Raw genomic sequence first — 20,329 nt, forward strand, 5'->3', positions numbered from 1 at the left:
CGGCGCGCCGAGCCCGACCGAGTTCAGCGCTGCCAGGCAATCAGTGCATTTTCCGCCGGCAGAAACGCCTCCGGGTGCCAGGCGCGCACCCGTGGCGTGTAGTCGTCCACGGGCCGCGTGAGCGCAACCGAAATGGAAAAGATGTAACCCTGGATGGCACCGGGAATCGGGCCAACGACGTTCATCGGCAGGCATTGCGCCGGGTGCTCGGCGCACACGGCGGCATAGAGCTCCACCCTCACCCATTGCGCCGCGATCTCGCCCAGATAGACCGGCACGCTGATCTGCAGCCGGGCGCCGTCGCGAGTCGCGTTGAGCGGGCCAATGTGTATGTTGCCCCATCCCGCGCTCAACGCCTTGCTCCATGCCTGCAGCGCCCGCGCGAGCTCGGCCTGGTCCTGGCGGCGGCGGCGGAAAGCCTCGAGCGCCGGTTGGTAAAGACGGTCCTGGTATTCGAGCAGCATGCGATTGCTGCTGAATTGCGGCCCCAACTGCGACATGCTGGCGCGCATGCGTTGTACCCAACCACGGGGGATGCCCTGCGTGTCGCGGGTGTAAAAGGCCGGGACGACGGCGTCTTCGAGCAGGCGATACAAACACTCGGCATCGGCGGCGTCGTCGCTGGGCGCGTCAGTGCCGATGGCCCAGCCGCAATCGGGTCGGTACGCCTCCGCCCACCAACCGTCCCGCTCGGACAGGTTCAGGCCACCATTGACCAGCACCTTCATGCCACTGGTGCCGCAGGCTTCCCAGGGGCGCCGTGGGGTGTTGATCCAGACATCGACGCCCTGCACCAGATGTTGCGCCAGTTCGAGGTCGTAATCTTCCAGGAACACCACATGCCTGCGCAGACCCGGACGATGGACGAAGTCCATCCAGGCCTGGATCAGTTGCTTGCCCTTCTCGTCATCGGGATGGGCCTTACCGGCGATGATCAACTGCACCGGACGATGCTCATGGGTGAGCAGACGCCTCAGGCGCTCCGGATCACGCAGCAGCAGATTCGGCCGCTTATAGTCGGTGAAACGCCGGGCGAAGCCGAGCGTGAGGCAATTGGGGTCGAGCACTTGCGCGGCCTCTTCAACCTTTTCCACCGGCTCGCCACGCTGGCCAAGGTGCCAGGCCAGACGCTGACGCGCGTATTTGACCAGATCGCGGCGTTGCTCGCCGGCCATCGTCCACAAGGCCTGGTCGTCGCTGCTGGCGAGTGTCCCCGGGAGCGATTCCAGGCTGCCGAGCCAACGGGCCTTGCCACAACTGGTGGTCCACAGGTGATCGGACCACACCGAGTCCCAGGAGGGCACATGAACGCCATTGGTCACATGCCCGACAGGGACCTCCGGCAGCGGCCAGCGTGGATAGAGATCACTGAACAGTTGCCGGCTGACTTCACCATGCAGGCGGCTCACGGCATTGCACTGGGCGCAGCCACGCAAGGCGAGGAAAGCCATATTGAACGGCTCGTTGTCGTCCAGCGGATCACGCCGGCCCAGCGCCAGCAACTCGCGCAATGAAAGATGACAATCTTCCAGATAGCCGCGCGCGTACTTGTCGATCAACTCGGCCGGAAAGACATCAAAACCGGCGGCCACGGGCGTATGCGTGGTGAACACATTCCCGGCACGCGTGGCCCACCAGGCCTCCCAGAACGAAGTCCCGATCTTGTGCATGAAGCAGCGGGCACGCTCCAGCACCAGCAGCGCGGCATGGCCTTCGTTCAGGTGGCACACCTCCACGTCGACCCCCAAAGCTTCAAGCACGGTCCAGCCGCCGATGCCGAGCACCACTTCCTGGAGCAAACGCATTTCCGAGCCACCACCATACAGTTTCGAGGTGATCCCGCGATCGCCGGCGCCATTGAGCAGATCGTTGCTGTCCAGCAGATACAGGCGCGTGCGTCCGACAACAGCCTGCCATACACGCAGATGCAAGGTGCGACCGGGCAATTCCAGCGCGACTTTCAGCCAGCCGCCTTCGTTGCCAATGGCCGGCTGAATCGGCAGGCTGGTCGGGTCGTTGTAAGGATAGGCCTCATGCTGCAGACCGGCCGCGTCGATGCTCTGCCGAAAATAGCCTTCCTGGTAGAGCAGTCCCACCCCCACTATCGGCGCGCCCATGTCGCTGGCCGTCTTGAGATAATCCCCGGCCAGCACGCCGAGCCCGCCAGCATAGAGCGGAAAGGCCTCGCTCAACCCGAACTCCATGCTGAAGTAGGCGATCCGCGCCGAATCACTGGCTCCGGGTCGTTGTGCACACCAGCCCGGCTCGCCGAGATAACGCCGGTGCTCTTCGATGGCCTGGGCGAGCTTGTGCGAGAACGTGGCATCCCGGCAGAGTTGCTCAAGGCGCTGTGGCGAAGTGTTCTGCAGAATCAGCCATGGATTGTGGGTGCGCTCCCATAGCAGCGGGTCGATCGCGTCCCACAAACCGTCGAGCGCATGATTCCAGGTCCAACGCAGGTTGAGCGCCAGTTCGGTCAATGCACCGAGCTGCTCCGGCAACTCGCGTGGCAAGAATGCATACACGTCGACACCTCGATGCAATCGGCAGGTTTACGGACCTTCGGCATGCGCGCCATGAGACCCATGCAGACGTGAATATCCACGAAAGTAAAGGTACTTGCACAGGCGGTTCAGTGACGCAGCAGCTTGCGCAGTGGCACACCATCCTTGAGCACGGGAGATTTGATGACGATGTAACTGAAGTATTTGGAGATGCCGATGTTCTTGTCCAGCAGGCTTTCGATCACCTCCTGGTAATGCTGGATGCTGCGGGTCATGAAGCGCACCAGGTAATCATAGCCACCGCTGATCAAATGGCACTCGAGCACTTCGTCCACCAGGCGGATATTGGATTCGAATTTGGCGAAATCTTCGCGTTTGTGGTCGCTCAGGGTGACTTCGGTGAAGACCGTGACCGAATCGGTAATCTTCGCCAGGTTCAGGTGGGCCTTGTAGCTGGAAATATATCCGGCCGACTCCAGCCGCTTGACCCTTTGCAGGCAGGGGCTGGCCGACAACCCCACCGCATCGGCCAGACTCACGTTGGTCATGCGTCCATCTTTTTGCAGCTCAACCAAGATGCTGATGTCGATCCGGTCCAGTTTCACTAAACCTTCCATTGCCTACCTCTTGACTGCCATTTGTAAGACAATCTTCTAGCAAAATCAGCGCCGTAAAGACAGCTGATGCTGCGCCACCAGATCGGCCATGCTGTTGATGCAGTAATCCGCCGCGCAGGGCGAGGGTTGTTTTGCCCGGCCACGACAGATCAGGCACAAGTCGCCGGTCACCTGCCAGGCGGCCGAAGGCCGGGTCACCTGCAGAATGTGCGCAACCTCAAGCTCGTTGGCCTTCAGCCATTCTGGATCGAGCAAAGGATCGCTGGCCAATGAAATGAAATCATCGGGCATGATCCCCAGCCGCTCACAGAGCAGCCCTCGATCCTCTGTATCGCGGTCCCCCCGTACCAGCAGGCGATAGAACTTGCGCAAGTACAACATCGCCCCCGGCGCGTCCTCGAACAGCGACCAGCCGGCAACCGAACGGGCAAAGCTCATCCCCTCCTCCCAACTGGCTTTCAGCCCCCAGCGTTCGGCCAGCTGGCGATGGGCGAAACACAGCAAGCCACTGAAGCCCAGCTCAGCGAACCGCGGATACAGCGCACGCACGACCTCGACGTATTCAGCCAGCACCTGGTCCTTGTCCGAGTGACCGCCACGGCTGTCGAGCAACGGTTGCAATGCCGCCCAGACCCCCGAATCGCGATCGACCAGCACCTCGTCGCAATCAATGAGCAGCGCCCGATATTCAGTCAGCCCCATGGTGTGCAAAGCCTCCGATGATGCATTTCATCTATCCATGCTCCATAAACGCTCACGGGCGATGCCTGGCGACACCGCCCCGAGCGGGCACCCACTCAGTTCAAGACGCGTGCCAATGCGCCATCGAGGATCCGCAGCGCTTCGTCGACCTGCTCTTCAGTGGTCACCAACGGCGCGAGGAAGCGTAGAACATTACGCTGGACACCACATTTGATCACCAGCAAACCACCGTTGCGGGCCTCATCGATCAGCCGCTGGTTCAAGTCGGCATCCGGAGTGCGAGCCTCGTCATCCTTGATCAGCTCGAGCGCCAGCATGAAACCGCTGCCGCGCACATCACCGATTTGCCGGTAACGCGCTTGCAAACGCAGCAGCCCCTGGCGCAAGCGTTCGCCCAGTGCTTCGCCGCGGGCCAACAAGTGCTCTTGCTCATAGGCGTCGATCACCGCCAGTGCGGCGGCACAGGACAATGCGTTGCCGCCGTAGGTGCCCCCCAGGCCGCCGGGCAACGGCGCGTCCATGATCGCCGCCTTGCCCACCACGCCCGATAGTGGCAAGCCACCGGCCAGGCTCTTGGCGACCGTCACCAGATCCGGCTGGATCCCGGCATGCTGGTAACCGAACCATTTGCCGGTACGCCCGAAACCGGTCTGGATTTCATCGAGGATCAACACGATGCCGTGCTTTTCAGTCAGGCCACGCAGTGCCTGAAGAAACTCCGCCGGGGCCGAGAGGAACCCGCCATCGCCCTGTACCGGCTCGATAATGATTGCCGCGACCCGCTCCGGCGCCACCTGGGTGGCCAGCAACTCGTCGAGCGCCTTGAGCGCCATGTCGCTGCTGACACCGCGATAAGCATTCGGGTACGGGGTGTGGAACACCTCAGGCGCGAACGGGCCGAAGTTCTGCTTGTACGGCTGACTCATGCCGGTCAGCGTCGTACCGAGCAAGGTGCGCCCGTGGAAACCGCCGCGAAAGGCAATAACCGCCGCACGATTGGTATGGGCACGGGCGATCTTGATCGCATTTTCCACCGCCTCGGCGCCCGAGGTGAAGAAGGCGGCCTTATAGGCCTCCTGGCCGCCGATCATTTCGCACAGGCGTTGGGCCAGATCGAGATAAGGCTTGTAGGCAACCACCTGGAAACAGGCGTGGGAGACCTTTTGCAATTGGGCCTGCACGGCAGCGACCACCTTGGGGTGGTTGTGACCGATATTGAGCACGCCAATACCGCCGACGAAGTCCAGGTAGCGCTTGCCGTCCACGTCCCACAATTCGGCACCCTGGGCGCGATCGATCACCAACGGGTGAGCGGTAACCAGGCCACGTGGCACGAATTGATCGCGCTGACGGAGCAAATGAGGGGTTTGGTCGACTTTGCTATTCATGGCATTTCCCATCGTGAGTCCGGCAACCGGGAGCTGGTTGCGATGATGTTCAGGTTAAGCCTTGTGCAAAACGATCTACGCCGAACTTGCCCCCTGAGAAATTCGGATCGACTGTTTTCACCCCGCCAAACGGCAGATTCCATCAGCACGCCGAATCTGCCGGAGCATCGCCAATAGAACGTCGCGCAAGCTGTTTAACCCGGTGTTTTCGACAGATCCTGCGCCGGCATTGCGCGATGATGGCGACACCCCTCGCCCTTTCAGGAAATGCCCATGGCCCTGCTGTACAAAGCTGACCCGGTGCGCGGCGAACAGTGGAAAGCTCTGTTCGCCGCGCACGCCCCGGATATTGAATGGCGTGCCTGGCCGGATATCGGCGACCCCGCGGACATCGAGTACCTCGCCGCCTGGCAGGCCCCCGACGACCTTGAAGCACTGCTGCCCAATCTCAAGGTGCTGTTCGCCCTGTCCGCCGGGGTCGATCAGTTGGACCTCGGTCGCTTGCCAAGCGGCTTGCCGCTGGTACGCCTGCTGGACCCGGGCATCACCCGCGGCATGTGCGAGTACGCCAGTTTCGCGGTGCTGAGCCTGCATCGCGACATGCTCCGTTATCGCCAGCAGCAACTGGCGGGCTGCTGGCAAGCACACTTGCTGCAACCGGCGAGCCGGCGTCGGATCGGTGTCATGGGCCTCGGCACCCAGGCTCGGCAAATTCTCGCGACGTTGCAGCCGCTGGGCTTTGCCTTGTCGGGTTGGGCCCGCAGTGCCCATCAGGTGCCGGGGGTGGACTGCTATGCCGGCCATGAGCAACTGCCGGCGTTCCTGAGCCAGTGCGATATTTTATTGTGCGTACTGCCGCTGACCGAGCAGACCCGGGGCATTCTCGACGACAAACTGTTCCGCCAACTGCCCCATGGCGCGGCGTTGATCAACATGGGTCGTGGCGGGCACCTGGTGGAAAGTGATCTGCTGGCGGCCCTGGACAGCGGGCAACTCGGCGGCGCGGTCATCGACGTGCTGCAGCAGGAGCCGGCACCGGCCGATCATCCGTTCTGGCACCATCCAAAGATTCTGCTGACCCCGCATATCGCGGCCATGACCCAACCGGAAAGCGCATTCGGGGTGCTGCTGGAAAATATTCGGCGACATCAACGTGGCGAGCCGATGGTCGGCGAGATCGATCGCACCCAGGGTTATTGAATACACCGCCACGCCAATGCGCGCGCGGACTTGCTCGCGCGCAGTACCTATTACCGCTCCAGGGAGCCCGTTGGATGACCACACACTCTTCGAACAGCTACAGCGTTGATCCGCAAACGTCTCACCAGTTTTATATCAACGGTCGTTGGTCCGCCCCCGCAAGCCCGGCAAGTTTGCCGGTGGTCAATCCGGCAAGTGAAGAGGTTGTGGCGCAGGTTGCGCGTGGCTCGGCCGCGGATGTGGATCGGGCGGTCGCCGCGGCGCGTGCGGCGTTTCCTGGTTGGTCCGCGACCTCGGCTGCGGCGCGCGGGCTGGTCCTGGGCAAGATCCACGATCTCATCCTTGAACGAAAAGAGCTGCTCGCCCAGGCCCTCTCTCTAGAAATGGGCGCGGCAATCAGTTTCGCTCGGGCCATGCAAGTGCCTCTCGCCGCCGAACACGTTCGGGTCGCACGCGATCTCCTGTCCAGCTATCGCTTCCAGACCGTTGAAGGCGGCACCGCGATTGAACGCGAACCCATAGGCGTCTGCGCGCTCATCACGCCGTGGAACTGGCCGCTTTATCAAATCACCGCGAAAGTCGCCCCGGCTATTGCCGCCGGCTGCACCGTGGTTTTGAAACCCAGTGAACTTTCGCCGCTGAGCGCCCTGCTGTTTGCACAACTGGTCCATGACGCGGGCCTGCCAGCGGGCGTCTTCAACCTGGTGAACGGAAGCGGTCCCGAGGTCGGCGCAGCCATGGCGGCGCATCCCGATATCGATATGATTTCAATTACCGGCTCAAATCGCGCCGGCGCGCTGGTCGCACAGGCGGCCGCCGAGACAGTGAAACGCGTCACACAAGAGCTGGGAGGAAAGTCGCCGAATCTTCTGCTTCCCGACGCTGACTTCGCCAAAGCCGTGCCCCTGGGAGTGATGTCCGCATTTCGCAACGTCGGGCAATCCTGCAGCGCCCCGACAAGAATGATCGTTCCAAAGGATCGGTTGGCCGAGGTCGAATCCCTGGCGGCGGCAACCGCCAATGCAATCATCGTGGGAGACCCGCGATCGGAAGCCACGGTACTGGGCCCGATAGCCAACGAAGCCCAGTTCAAGCGCGTGCAAGCCATGATCCAGACTGGCCTGGATGAAGGCGCAAAACTCGTTTGTGGAGGACCTGGGCGTGTGCCGGGTTTTACAAAGGGCTTTTACACCCGGCCGACTGTTTTCTCCGAGGTGGATTGCGCAATGCGGATCGCCCAGGAGGAAATTTTCGGTCCGGTGTTGTGCATCCTGACCTATGAGACGATCGACGAGGCGGTCGCTATCGCCAACGACACGGTCTATGGGCTGGGCGCCCATGTTCAGGCCCGGGACCTTGATCTTGCGCGTGCCGTTGCCTCTCGTATCCGCGCGGGACAAGTGCATCTGAATTACCCCGCCTGGAACCCGATGGCTCCGTTCGGCGGGTATAAGCGCTCAGGTAACGGTCGTGAATACGGCGTCCAGGGTTTTGAAGAGTACCTCGAAACCAAAGCCATCATCGGCTTTGGCGCAGCGCCAGATCTCCCTTCGCGCACATAGAACACGCTTGACCGGGTCAATCGGGCAACTGCGCGCAGTCGCCCGATTGACCCGGGTTCAAAGCGCGGCGACGATTGCCATACCGACATCCTGGGTCGAGCCCTGCCCGCCCAGGTCGGGGGTAATCGGCCCCTCGGCGATAACCCGTTCGATGGCCTTGAGAATGCCATCATGCGCGGCGCGATAACGCTCGTCCCCCTTACCCAGGAAATCCAGCATCAAGGCCCCGGACCAGATCATTGCGATCGGATTGGCGATGTTCTGCCCGGCGATGTCCGGCGCCGAGCCATGCACCGGCTCGAACAACGACGGAAAGCGTCGTTCGGGATCAAGGTTGGCCGACGGCGCGATACCGATGGTCCCGGCGCAAGCCGGCCCCAGGTCGGAGAGGATGTCACCGAACAGATTCGACGCCACCACCACATCAAAACGGTCCGGGTGCAAGACAAAACGCGCGCACAGAATATCGATATGCTGCTTGTCCCAGGTAATGTCCGGGTACTTCGTCGCCATCAATGCGGTGCGCTCGTCCCAGTACGGCATGCTGATGGAAATCCCGTTGGACTTGGTCGCCGCCGTCAGACGCTTGCGCGGTCGGGTCTGGGCCAGGTCGAAGGCGAACTTGAGAATCCGGTCCACGCCACGCCGGGTGAACACCGACTCTTGCAGCACGAACTCATGTTCGCTGCCTTCGAACATTTTGCCGCCCACCGAGGAGTATTCGCCCTCGGTGTTTTCGCGGATTACCACAAAATCGATATCCCCCGGCTTGCGCCCGGCCAGCGGACAGGGCACGCCGGGAAACAGCCGCACCGGACGGATGTTCACATACTGATCGAAGTCGCGACGGAACTTCAGCAGCGACCCCCACAACGAAATGTGGTCCGGCACCTTATCCGGCCAACCGACGGCGCCAAAGTAGATCGCATCGAAGCCCTTGAGCTGTTCGAACCAATCGTCGGGCATCATCTGCCCGTGTTCCAGGTAGTAATCGCAATGTGCCCAGTCGAACATTTCGATGCTCAAGTCCAAGCGCCATTTCCTCGCGGCCTGCTCCAGCACGCGCAACCCTTGCGGCAGGACTTCCTTGCCGATGCCATCGCCGGCAATCGCGGCGATTCTGAATACCTTGCTCATCAATCATGCCTCGCAAAATGTCTGTGCCAGCGTGGGTCGGGTTATAGCCCACCGATATGGAAGGCTTTGACTTCAAGGTATTCGTCCAGGCCGTACTTGCTGCCTTCACGGCCCAGGCCCGACTGCTTGATACCGCCGAACGGAGCGACCTCCATGGAAATGATCCCGGTGTTGAGGCCGACCATGCCGAACTCCAGTGCCTCGCCAAAACACCAGGAACGGCGCAGGTCCTGGGTGAAATAATAGGCGCCCAAACCATAAGGCGTGGCATTGGCCAACGCGAGCGCTTCGGCCTCGGAGGTGAAACGCATCAGCGGCGCCACCGGGCCGAAGGTTTCTTCGTTGGCCAGCAACATACCGACGTGGGCCTCGCCCAGTACGGTGGGCTGGACAAACTGACTGTCGCCCGTGGGCACGCCGCCGCAGAGCAAACGCGCGCCCTGGCTCAAGGCATCGTCGATATGCCGGGCAACCTTGTCCACGGCGGCCGAATTGATCAGCGGGCCGATCGTGACATCGGCGTCCAGGCCGTTGCCCACCTTGAGCTTGCCCACTTCCTCCACCAGGCGCTGGGCAAACCGCGGGTAAATGCCCTCCTGCACCAGAATGCGATTGGCGCAGACGCAGGTCTGGCCGGCGTTGCGAAACTTGCTGAGCATGACGCCGGCCACCGCCTGTTCCAGGTCGGCGTCGTCAAACACAATGAACGGCGCGTTGCCGCCCAGCTCCAGGCTCAGGCGCTTGATGTGTTCGGCGCTCTGGCGCATCAGCAGCCTGCCGACGGCCGTCGAGCCGGTGAAGGAAATCTTCCGCACGCTCGGGTTGCCGGTCAGTTCTTCGCCGATCCCCGCGGGCATCCCGGTCAGCACATTGAATACCCCGGGCGGAATCCCGACCCGCTCGGCCAGCACCGCCAGAGCCAGGGCCGACAATGGGGTCAGGTCCGAGGGTTTGACGATGATCGGGCAACCCGCCGCCAACGCCGGCGCGCATTTGCGGGTGATCATCGCGTTGGGGAAGTTCCATGGGGTGATCGCGGCGCATACGCCCACCGGTTGCTTGAGCGTCAGCAGCCGGCGATCGCCGCTGGGGGCCGGCATGGTTTCACCGTAGACCCGGCGGGCTTCCTCGGCGAACCATTTGACGAAACCGGCGCCGTAGCGAATTTCGCCCTTGGCTTCGCTCAACGGTTTGCCCTGCTCGCAGGTCATGATCAGTGCCAGGTCGTCGAGGTTGTCGAGCATGGCCTGATACCAGCGTTCCAGTAGCGCCGCCCGCTCGGCCGCCGGGCGGGCGCGCCAGGCCGGCCAGGCGCGCTCGGCAGCTTCGATGGCGCGACGGGTTTCCGGGCCTTGCAGCGCCGGCACGCGGGCGAGCAACTGGCCACTGGCCGGGTCGCTGACGTCCAGGGTCGCGGCGTTGTCAGCGCCGATCCACTGCCCATCGATATAGGCGAGTTCTGCTAAAAGGCCGGGGTCTTGCAAACGATTCTTGAGCATGGTCGAGGTCCTGATCCGAGACAACTGCCAGTCTAGGGAGGTGCCACGGACGAGGATGCTGAAAGCGCCATAACAGCAGTGTCGGATGCTGAAAAACGGGATGCGACGGCAGGCTCTACTGGTGGGCATTTGCTATCTATCGTGGCAAGCACCCAACCTGTGGCGAGGGAGCTTGCTCCCGTTCGGCTGCGCAGCAGTCGTAAAATCCCTTGATGCGTTTGACCTGACTGAACGCAGTGGCTGATTTCAGGGCCGCTTCGCGCCCCAGCGGGAGCAAGCGCCCTTGCCACAGGGGAATGGAGTCGCCAAGGGGCCTTACAGTTTCAGGGAACCCAGCAGCCCCTGCAGAAACTGTTCCCCGGCCTCCATCTGGCTGATCTCGACAAACTCGTCCGGCTTGTGCGCCTGCTCGATCGAACCCGGTCCGCACACCACCACCGGAACATCCAGACGTTGCTTGAACAACCCGCCTTCGGTGCCGAAAGAGACTTTACCGATGCCGGTATCCGGTGCGGCAAAATTCTGCAGAAAACGCACCGCCTCGATACTCGGATGGGTGTCGAGACCGGGATAGACGTTGAGGGTCTCGATTTCGATATCGGCGACACTCGACAGGCGTTTGGCTTCGCCCACGATCACTTGCGCCCGCTCGCGCATCTGCTCCAGGAACCGATCCAGGTCGTCCGCGGGCAAGTTGCGCACTTCAAAATCGAGGGTACAGAGGTTCGGCACGATGTTCAGCGCCTTGCCGCCGACAATTTTCCCGACATGCACGGTGCTGTAAGGCACATCATAGTCGGCATCCTGGGCGCCCTGCTCTTGCAACTGCTGCTGGCTCTGGCGCAATGCACCGATGAAATCGCAAGCCAAGTGAATCGCATTGAGCGAAAGCGGCGCCAGCGACGAGTGAGCCTCCAGGCCGCGGCAGTAGGTGCGGTAAGAGCCCTTGCCCTTGTGCCCGAGCACAAACTGCATCCGGGTCGGTTCGCCGATCAGGCACAGGAACGGCCGTACCGGTGCCAGGTGCAACACATCCAGCAAGCGCCGTACGCCGACGCAGCCGATCTCCTCGTCATGGGACAGCGCCAGTTGCAGCGGCCGGCTCAACGAACAGTCCGCCGCATCAAGCATGGCATCGATAGCCAGGGCGATGAAGCCCTTCATGTCGCAACTGCCACGACCATAAATTTTCCCCTCCCGCACCGTCGCCTGGAACGCCGGGAAGGTCCAGACCTGCCCTGCCGCGGGCACCACGTCGGTATGCCCGGAGAGCAGAATCCCCGGCAACTCGCGTGGGCCGGTGCTGGCGAACAGATTGGCCTTTTTGCCTGTTTCATCCTCGACGATCAGCGACTCGATACCCTTGCTCGACAACAGGTCGCGGACGTACTCGATCAAGGCCATATTCGACTCCGAAGACACGGTGTCGAAAGCCATCAGGCGTTTGAGAATATCCAATACGCGAGGTTTCATGAGACCTTGCTCCGTTGCTCGGCTGAAAGGACGAATCGGCGAATGGAGAACGGCTCAATCGACGTACTGGTGCTGCCGGTACTGATCAGTTCGGCCATCACATCGCCAACCCCCGGGCCAAGCTGGAAGCCGTGGCCGCAGAAGCCAAAGGCATAGAACAGCCCCGCTATCGCGCCGCTGGGGCCAATGACCGGCAGGGAGTCCGGCGTATAGCTCTCGATGCCGCTCCAGACCCGGATGATGTTCAGTTTCTCGGAGCCCGGCAGCAGGCGGCGCATTTGCCGCATCTGATTGAGCAGGCTTTCCGGCTTGAAGTAGGCACGCCGGTTGACCATGTCCGGCTTACAACGGTTGCCGCCACCGATGACGATGTTGCCACGCGGGATCTGCCGATAGTAAATCACCTCTTCGGGGACCTTGGTGTACACGCCGATCACCGTCGGCAAGGCGTAGGGCACCGGCTCGGTCACCGACATCTGCGGACCATTGGCTTCCAGCGGCACCGGTTCGCCGAATTGTTCGGACAGCTTGGCGGCCCAGGCACCCGCGGTGATCAACAGTTGCTGGGCGACGAACAGTTGGCCATCGCTGGTCGTGACATGGAATTGGTCCTGGACCTTTTGCACCTCGACGACCTCAGTGCGCTCTTCGATCCGCGCGCCGAGGCGTCGGGCCGCCCGGGCAAAGGCCGGCGCCGTCAGACGCGGGTTGGCGTGACCATCGTGAGGCGCATAGGAGCCGCCCTTGACCTCCGGGCCGAGGAACGGGAAACGCGCATGCAAGGCCTTGCCCGTGAGGATCTGCAAGTCCAGTTCACGGGCCTCCGGGGCCTCGGCGTAGGCTTGCAGCTCGGCGATCTCGTCCTCGCGGTAACACACGCGCATGTGACCGCTGGCGATGAATTCGAGGTCGTCGTCAATCAGCTCCGGCAGGCGTTTCCACAACGCCCAGGAACGGTTGGCCAAGGCCAACTGCCCAAGGAAACGCCCCTGGCGCCGCACATTGCCGAAGTTCACGCCGCTGGCGTATTGACCGATCTGGTCACGCTCCAGCAGGGTGACCGACTGTCCACGCTGGCGCAGGAAAAATGCCGACGTCGAGCCCATGATGCCGCCGCCGATAATCAGGACATCGCTTTTTTGCGGATTCATGAGCATTCCTCGATGATCATCATCGGCAAGGGTTTGACCGGGGCCTGACTGCGCTGCCGACCGACCTGTCGCACATCGATGCCGGCGGCCGCGGCAATCACCTCGGCCCCGGCCTGGGAGCAGTAGCGCCCTTGGCAACGGCCCATGCCAACCCGGCTGAACGCCTTGGCCCGGTTGACCTCACAAGCACCTTTCTCGTGGACCACGGCCCGTAACTCGCCGGCGCTGATCATTTCACAACGGCAGACAATGGCACTGTCCGGCAATGCCTTGGCTTGCGCCGCCGGCCAGGGAAACGCCAGGGCCAGGCCCAGACGAAAGCGGTCCATTCGCGCCAGGGCCTGACGTTGTTCGTCGCGCAAGCCGGCATCCACCGGTTTGTGCAGATCCTCCAGCAGCGCCATGGCCACCAGGCGCCCGGCGTGTTCGGCGGCATCCGCGCCACGAATTTTCGAGCCATCGCCGGCGGCATATACCCCACTGACCGAGGTCCGGCCCGCTTCATCGACGGCCAGCCACCATTGGCTGGAGGCCTCGTCGAAGCGCAGTTGGCAGCCGGCCAGATCCGCCAGTTGGGTTTCCGGGCGCAGGTGATAACCCAGGGCCAGGGCATCGCACTCCACCGACAAGGTCTCGCCGTTGGCCGTACGCACCCGCACACCGCTGACACCGCTGGCGGCGTCACCCAGTACTTGCAGCGGTTGGATCCCCAGGTGCAGTGCAATCTTCGCCCGATACAGTTGCGCCAACAGTTTCATGCCGCTGAACAGCAAACCCGGGCGCGCCAGCAGTTTCGGCAAGGCCAACAGGCGTTGGCGCAGCGGTGAGGTGTCGAGCACCGCCGCCACATTCGCACCAGCCTTGAGGTATTGGCTGGCTACCAGATAGAGCAACGGCCCGCTGCCCATGAACACCACGCGGTGGCCGATGGAAACGGCCTGGGCCTTGAGCGCGATCTGCGCCCCGCCGAGGCTGTAAGTGCCCGCCAACTGCCAACCCTCAATCGGCATCAAACGGTCGGTGGCACCGGTGCACAGGATCAACGCGTCGTACTCCACCATCGAATGGTGGCCCTCGCTGACGCAGTGCAGTTGCCCCGGCGTGAGGTTCCAGACCAAGGTCCGCGGACGGTAGTCGATGCGCTCGCGCAAACGCTCGAAGCTTTGGTGCAGGTCCCGCGCCTTGGCGGCTTCGCTGCCATACAGCGTGGCGTAATCGCGGGTAAAACCTTCCGGCTGACGCCGGTAGATCTGCCCGCCATCGCGACGATTCTCATCGATCAGGGTCGGCTTGAATCCGGCGGCCAACAGCGTTTCGGCACAGCGAATACCGGCCGGTCCAGCACCGACGATGACTATCCGCGCAGTGGCCATGTCGCCTCCGGTTGTATGGTGACTATATCCAGTCCTTCACGGACTTCATTGGAACAAGCGCGCAAACGTTCGCCAGCGCGAGTCCAGACCCAACAATCCTGACAAGCGCCCATCAGACAGAAACCGGCGCGGCGCCCCGCATCGAACTCCGACTGACGCAACGCAGTGCCCTGGGTCAACAACGCGACCATCAGCGTGTCTCCCTGCAAGGCTTCGATGGGCGCGCCGTCCACCTTCAGTTTGACGGTCGGCCGGCCCTGCTCGGCCAGTCTTACAAAACGCCCGTTCATGCATAGGCTCCCTGGATCATGATGTTCAAATCCTGCTGAGTCTTGAGCAACTCGGCGCTGTCGTGATGGCAAAGGATCTCACTGCCGCCGTCGATAGTCCGACGGTTCGGCGCAGTGTGATTGCACAGACCATCGACCCGTACCGGACAGCGATTGAGGAAGGTGCACAGTTCCGGCACGTTGGCCTTCGCGCCAATGGGTGGGAGTTCGCCACAAGTGCTGCCACAGTTCTCCAGCCAGCCCTGACGCAGCTCCGGCACCGAGTGGATCAACAGGTCGGTGTAAGGATGGAACGGAGCCTGGGCAAATGCCTGCCGAGTACCGGCCTGGACCTTGTGACCGCTGTACATCACCACGATGTCGTCGCACAGCGCCCGCACGGTGGAAATATCGTGGCTGATGAACAGATACGAAACCCCCAGTTCCTGGCGCAGGTCGCGCAGCAGTTCGAGAATCGCCGCGCCGACCACGGTATCAAGTGCCGAGGTCACCTCGTCGCACAGAATCAGGTCCGGTTTGGCCGCCAGCGCCCGGGCCAGGTTGACCCGCTGCTTTTGTCCGCCGGACAATTGATTGGGACGCCGTTCGGCCAGGGCTCGCGGCAGCCGCACCAGATCCAGCAGTTCGCCAATACGCTCGCGCAAGGCCGCGCCCTTGAGGCCGAAATACATCTTCAGCGGTCGACTCAGGAGGGTACTGACACTGTGCATCGGATTGAGCGCGGTGTCGGCGTTCTGGAAGACCATTTGAATGCGCCGGAACTGCTCAGGGCTACGCTCGCGCAAACTCCCACCCAGTGGCTGGCCAGCGAACGTCAGCGCCCCCAACGCCGGGGTCAGCAATCCGGCCACCACCCGCGCCAGAGTCGATTTGCCGGAGCCCGACTCGCCGATCACGCCGATGGCCTGCCCTCTGCGCACCGTCAGGTCGATGTCTTCCAGCACGCGGATCGACGGCATGCCTTGCAGGTTTTTGTTGCCGTAGCCGGCAGTCAAACCAGTGATGGTCAACAAGGGTTGCTCTTCGGCCACGCCACTGGGCGGGCGGATCGTCGTATCCGGCCGCGCCGCCGCCAGCAGGCTGCGGGTATACTCATGGACCGGGCCCTTGAGCAACGGCGCGGTGGCGCCCTGCTCGAAAATCTGGCCACCGTTGAGCACGACAATCTGGTCAGCCATCTGTGCCACTACCGCCAGGTCGTGGGAAACGTAGACCGCGGTCGCCCCCCTTTCGTGGACCACCCGCTTGAATGCCCGCAGCACGTCGATCTGAGTGGTGACATCGAGGGCGGTGGTCGGCTCATCGAGCACCACCAGGAGCGGATCGCTGATCAACGCCATGGCGGCCATGACTCGTTGCAACTGCCCGCCGGAGACCTGGTGCGGATAGCGCTGACCAATCTGGTCGGGGTCCGGCAAGGCCAGGTCGCGGAACAGCTCGATGGCCTTGGCCTCGAGCACGACACGGCTGCCCAGGCCATGAATCAACGCGCCCTCCACCACCTGGTCGATAAGCTTTTTCGCCGGATTGAACGCGGCGGCGGCACTCTGGGCGATATACGACACACGGTTGCCGCGCACACCTTGCAGTTCGTGTTCGCTCAACGCCAGCATGTCGTGCTCGCCAACCCGCACCACGCCCGAAGCCAACCGGCAACCGCGCCGGGCATAGCCGAGCAGCGCCAGGGCGATGGTGGTCTTGCCGGAACCGGACTCACCGATCAGCGCCAATACTTCACCCTTTTCCAGGGAAAAGCTCACCCCCTTGACGATTTCCACTTCGCCGCGCTCGCCGCAGGCCACGACGCGCAGGTCCTCGACTCGGATCAATTCACTCATATCAATGACCTCCCGAACGGCGACTACGCCGGGACGAGAGTCTGTCGATAAACAGATTCACGCCAATGGTCAGGGTACCGATGGCCAAGGCCGGAATCACGATGGCCGGCGCACCCTGGTTGAGACCACCGATGTTTTCCCGCACCAGGGAGCCGAGGTCGGCATCCGGCGGTTGCACGCCCAGACCGAGGAAGCTCATGCCGCTGAGCAGCAACACGATAAAGCCAAAGCGCAGTCCCAGGTCGGTCAACACCGGGTTGAGCATGTTCGGCAGGATTTCCACGCAAGCGATGTACAGCCGGCGCTCGCCACGGGTCCGGGCGACCTGCACGTATTCCAGCGCTTCGATGTTCACCGCCATGCTGCGGGCAATGCGAAAGGCGCCGGGGCAGAAACTCAGCACCGCGGTGCAGATCAGCAACGTAACCGATGAACCGAACGCCGAGACCATGATCAGCGCCAGCATTTTGCTCGGGATCGAGATCAAGGCATCCATCAGGCGACTGATCACTTCGTCCAGCCACTTGGGCGATACCACCGACAGCAGCGCGCAGCTGGTGCCCAGGCCACTTGCCAGTAGCGCCGCAATCAACGCCAGGCCGACGGTGAAACGCGCGCCGACGAGGATCCGGCTGAGCATGTCGCGGCCCAGGTAGTCGGTGCCAAACGGGTAAAGGGCACTGATGCCGTCAAACACATTGTCAGAGACCACTTCACCGACGGGGTGCGGTGCCAACCATGGGCCGAACAACGCCACCAGCAACCAGATCAGGCACATCGCGGCCCCGATCAAACCCAACCAGGCCGAACCGTTAGACACCTTGCCAACCGACAGGTCGGGGCTTGCAGGCGTCGACTTCACAATGAGATTGTTCATTGGTTTCTCAGCCTCGGATTGGACAGAATCGCGCACAGGTCGGCCAGCAGCACCAAGCCCAGGTACGCCGTACAAAACAGCATGGTGCAGGCCTGGACCAGCGCCATGTCACGGTTGGTCACGGCATCGACCATCAGGCTGGCGATGCCGGGGTAGTTGAAAATCGTCTCGACAATCACCACCCCGCCCAGCAGATAGGACAAGCTCAGGGCGATGGCGTTGGCAATCGGTCCGATGGCATTGGGCAAGGCATGGCGCAGGACAATCCGCACCGGCCCCACGCCTTTGAGCCGGGCCATTTCCACATAAGCGCTGTCGAGTTGATCGATCACCGCGGCCCGGGTCATGCGCGCCATTTGCGCGACGATCACGCAGCACAGCGTCATCACCGGCAAGGCGTAAGTCCGCAGAAATTGCAGGGGTGAGCTGATGTCGCTGGCATAGGACAACGCTGACAACCAGCCCAGGTTCACGGCAAAAACCAGTACCGCCAGGGTCGCCACCAGAAACTCCGGCACCGCCACCATGGCCAGGGTGACAAAACTGAGGAAGCTATCCATGCGCCCGCCCCGGCCCATGGCCGATCCGATGCCCAGAACCAGGGCCACCGGCACTGACACCAGCGCCGTGGCGGCCGCCAGCATCAAGGTGTTGGGCACCCGACCGGCCATCAACTCGCTGACCGGCATGGCGTTGGATACGGACAGCCCCATGTCGCCGCTGAGCAGGTTCGTCAGCCAATGCAAGTAACGCAACACACCAGGCTGGCCCAGCCCCAGTTTCAGGCGCAAGGCCGCCACCTGTTCCGGCGTGGCGAACTGCCCGAGCGCCTGTTGCGCCGCATCCCCTGGCAATACCGCCGTGATGGCGAATACCACCATGGACACGATCAACAAGGTCACGATCGCGGCGCCCAGACGCCGGCCGATCAGCCACAGTGTGTTGCTATTCATCGCCCTCTCCTCCTGCAATGCCGCGCGGGTAAACCTCCGGGGCGGCCCATCAGGCGTCCAGCCAGACCTGCTCGGCGAACATGTAGCCCATGAAGCCCCCCAGCGGGTTACTGCCATAGCCTTTGACGCGTTGGTCGACGCCATCAATGTTGCTGATGAACACCGGGATACCGATACCGCAGTGATCATGCGCCAGGGTCTGCATGTCGGCGTACATCTTGCCGCGCTTGGCGTCGTCGGTTTCACCACGGGCGAGCATCAGCAACTGGTCGAACTGCTCGTTCTTCCAGCCGGATTCGTTCCACGGCGCGCTCGACTGGAAAAACTGCGAAAACATCACGTCGGCGTTCGGCCGCGGGTTGATGTTGCCGAAGCTCAACGGGTGCTTCATCCAGTGGTTGGACCAGTAGCCGTCGCTGGGCAGACGGTTGACGTCGAGCTTGAGCCCGGCCTGTTTCGCCGATTGTTGCAGCAGCACGGCGATGTCCACCGAGCCGGTCGCCGCCGGCGATGCCACCAGCGGCATGCTGATGCTGTCCATACCGGCCTTCTTCAACAGGAACTTGGCTTTTTCCGGGTCGTAGACGGTCTGCGGCAGGTCAGTGTTGTAGTAGCGCGAGCCGGGGGCAATCGGATGGTCGTTACCGACCACGGCAAAACCACGGAACACCGCGGATTTGATCTGCTCGCGGTCCATCAGGTATTTCATGGCCTGGGTGAATTCCGCGCTTTTGCCGGGCATCTGGTCCTGACGGATAATCAAGTCAGTGTAGTTACCCGACGGCGCATCCACGACACGGTGCCCGGCGCTGGCCTTGATTCGCGTGGTGGACCGCGGGTTGACCTCGTTGATCATGTGCACGTCGCCCGACAGCAGCGCGTTGACCCGCGACGGCTCATCGGCAATGGCGATGAATTCGATCTCGTCCAGGTAAGGCAGGCCCGGTTTCCAGTAGCCGGTATTGCGCACTGCGATCGAGCGCACGCCCGGTTTGAACTCCTTGACCTTGAACGGCCCGGTGCCGATGCCCTGATTGAAGTCGGTGGTGCCTGCGGGAACGATCAGCAGGTGCGACACCGCCAGGATCGATGGCAGTTCGGCGTTTGGCGCGCTCAGGCGGATCTGCACTTCATTGGGCCCACTGGCCTTGATCTCGGCGAACTGCTCCATCAGTGGCATGACCTTGGAGCCGGTCAATGGATCCTTGTGCCGCGACAATGAGAACACCACGTCGGCGGCGCTCAGGGTTTTGCCGTTATGGAAGGTCACATCCTTGCGCAGGGTGATGGTCCACAGGGTGGCATCGACATTGTCGATGCGCTCGGCCAACTCCAGCTGCGGCACCAGATGGCTGTCGAAACGGGTCAGGCCGTTGTAGAACATATAGTGGCGCGCATAGTCGGTGGACAGCGCCCCCTTGGCCGGGTCGAGGGTATCAGCGGTGGAACTGGACATGCCGGCGACCCGAATCCGTCCGCCCGGCTTACCTTTGCCAGGGCTGGCGGCGTCATCGGCAAGCAGTTTGCCAGCGGCGCCGAACAGGCTGCCGGCGCCCGCGGCGGCAACCCCGGCCACACCGAGCATCTGCAAAGCGGTGCGGCGTGACATGCCACGATTGAGGCCTTCGAAGACGCGAAGGCTGTCCTGGCCGGAGATCAGTTGGGAGTCGATCTTGTTATCAGTCATATCAGCTATACCTGTCGATAGTGAGAAGGCTCATGCTCGCGGTTGTCCGGAGCGTCTTGAAACGCAAACGACGGTGAC

Annotated in this window: 16 protein-coding genes; 2 read left to right on the forward strand and 14 right to left on the reverse strand. The window is 62.4% G+C overall.

Going from position 1 to position 20,329, the window contains the following annotated elements:
* Positions 1-23: 23 nt before the first annotated feature.
* From glgP to gabT, 4 genes are all read right to left on the reverse strand, one after another.
* Positions 24-2,525, reverse strand: a complete 2,502-nt coding sequence (gene glgP / locus PFEN_RS15170; protein ID WP_191487633.1) for an alpha-glucan family phosphorylase — start codon at positions 2,523-2,525, stop codon at positions 24-26.
* Between the two features lie 107 nt (positions 2,526-2,632).
* Positions 2,633-3,121, reverse strand: coding sequence for an Lrp/AsnC family transcriptional regulator (locus PFEN_RS15175; RefSeq protein WP_100943735.1), 489 nt, complete (start codon positions 3,119-3,121; stop codon positions 2,633-2,635).
* 45 nt (positions 3,122-3,166) lie between these two features.
* Entirely contained in the window at positions 3,167-3,823 is a 657-nt protein-coding gene (locus tag PFEN_RS15180) for a 2-haloalkanoic acid dehalogenase (RefSeq protein WP_191487634.1), read from the reverse strand.
* A 95-nt stretch (positions 3,824-3,918) separates the two neighbouring features.
* A complete protein-coding gene (gabT, locus tag PFEN_RS15185; protein ID WP_191487635.1) occupies positions 3,919-5,211 on the reverse strand; it encodes a 4-aminobutyrate--2-oxoglutarate transaminase in 1,293 nt (430 codons plus the stop codon).
* Positions 5,212-5,484: 273 nt separating this feature from the next.
* Between gabT and PFEN_RS15190 the strand changes: the two genes are divergently transcribed.
* Entirely contained in the window at positions 5,485-6,411 is a 927-nt protein-coding gene (locus PFEN_RS15190; RefSeq protein ID WP_191487636.1) for a 2-hydroxyacid dehydrogenase, read from the forward strand.
* Positions 6,412-6,485: 74 nt separating this feature from the next.
* Positions 6,486-7,973 (forward strand): aldehyde dehydrogenase family protein, encoded by a 1,488-nt coding sequence (locus tag PFEN_RS15195; protein ID WP_191487637.1) that lies wholly within the window; start codon positions 6,486-6,488, stop codon positions 7,971-7,973.
* A gap of 57 nt (positions 7,974-8,030) precedes the next feature.
* On the opposite strand, the gene PFEN_RS15200 is transcribed toward PFEN_RS15195, so the two are convergent.
* The 10 genes from PFEN_RS15200 to PFEN_RS15245 form a co-directional block, all read right to left on the reverse strand.
* A complete protein-coding gene (locus tag PFEN_RS15200; protein ID WP_191487638.1) occupies positions 8,031-9,110 on the reverse strand; it encodes a tartrate dehydrogenase in 1,080 nt (359 codons plus the stop codon).
* Positions 9,111-9,151: 41 nt separating this feature from the next.
* Positions 9,152-10,609 (reverse strand): NAD-dependent succinate-semialdehyde dehydrogenase, encoded by a 1,458-nt coding sequence (locus tag PFEN_RS15205; protein ID WP_191487639.1) that lies wholly within the window; start codon positions 10,607-10,609, stop codon positions 9,152-9,154.
* Positions 10,610-10,924: 315 nt separating this feature from the next.
* Entirely contained in the window at positions 10,925-12,082 is a 1,158-nt protein-coding gene (gene argE, locus PFEN_RS15210; RefSeq protein ID WP_191487640.1) for an acetylornithine deacetylase, read from the reverse strand.
* A complete protein-coding gene (locus PFEN_RS15215; RefSeq protein WP_191487641.1) occupies positions 12,079-13,233 on the reverse strand; it encodes an NAD(P)/FAD-dependent oxidoreductase in 1,155 nt (384 codons plus the stop codon). Before PFEN_RS15215 ends, argE begins: the two co-directional genes overlap by 4 nt.
* Positions 13,230-14,606 carry an NAD(P)/FAD-dependent oxidoreductase gene (locus PFEN_RS15220; RefSeq protein WP_191487642.1) on the reverse strand — a complete coding sequence of 459 codons (1,377 nt, stop codon included), beginning with the start codon at positions 14,604-14,606 and terminating at the stop codon, positions 13,230-13,232. Before PFEN_RS15220 ends, PFEN_RS15215 begins: the two co-directional genes overlap by 4 nt.
* The gene (locus tag PFEN_RS15225) at positions 14,588-14,896 is read right to left on the reverse strand and encodes a (2Fe-2S)-binding protein (protein WP_191487643.1); all 309 of its coding nucleotides are present in this window, start codon (positions 14,894-14,896) and stop codon (positions 14,588-14,590) included. Before PFEN_RS15225 ends, PFEN_RS15220 begins: the two co-directional genes overlap by 19 nt.
* Positions 14,893-16,734: an ABC transporter ATP-binding protein gene (locus PFEN_RS15230; RefSeq protein ID WP_191487644.1), complete on the reverse strand. Its 1,842-nt coding sequence runs from the start codon at positions 16,732-16,734 to the stop codon at positions 14,893-14,895. Before PFEN_RS15230 ends, PFEN_RS15225 begins: the two co-directional genes overlap by 4 nt.
* A 1-nt stretch (position 16,735) precedes the next feature.
* On the reverse strand, positions 16,736-17,611 hold the full coding sequence (locus tag PFEN_RS15235) for an ABC transporter permease (protein WP_191487645.1): 876 nt from the start codon (positions 17,609-17,611) through the stop codon (positions 16,736-16,738).
* Entirely contained in the window at positions 17,608-18,564 is a 957-nt protein-coding gene (locus PFEN_RS15240; RefSeq protein ID WP_191487646.1) for an ABC transporter permease, read from the reverse strand. Before PFEN_RS15240 ends, PFEN_RS15235 begins: the two co-directional genes overlap by 4 nt.
* Positions 18,565-18,613: 49 nt before the next feature.
* Positions 18,614-20,251, reverse strand: a complete 1,638-nt coding sequence (locus tag PFEN_RS15245; protein ID WP_191487647.1) for an ABC transporter substrate-binding protein — start codon at positions 20,249-20,251, stop codon at positions 18,614-18,616.
* Positions 20,252-20,329 lie beyond the last annotated feature (78 nt).

This window comes from Pseudomonas sp. FEN (assembly GCF_904067045.1).
Lineage (GTDB): Bacteria > Pseudomonadota > Gammaproteobacteria > Pseudomonadales > Pseudomonadaceae > Aquipseudomonas.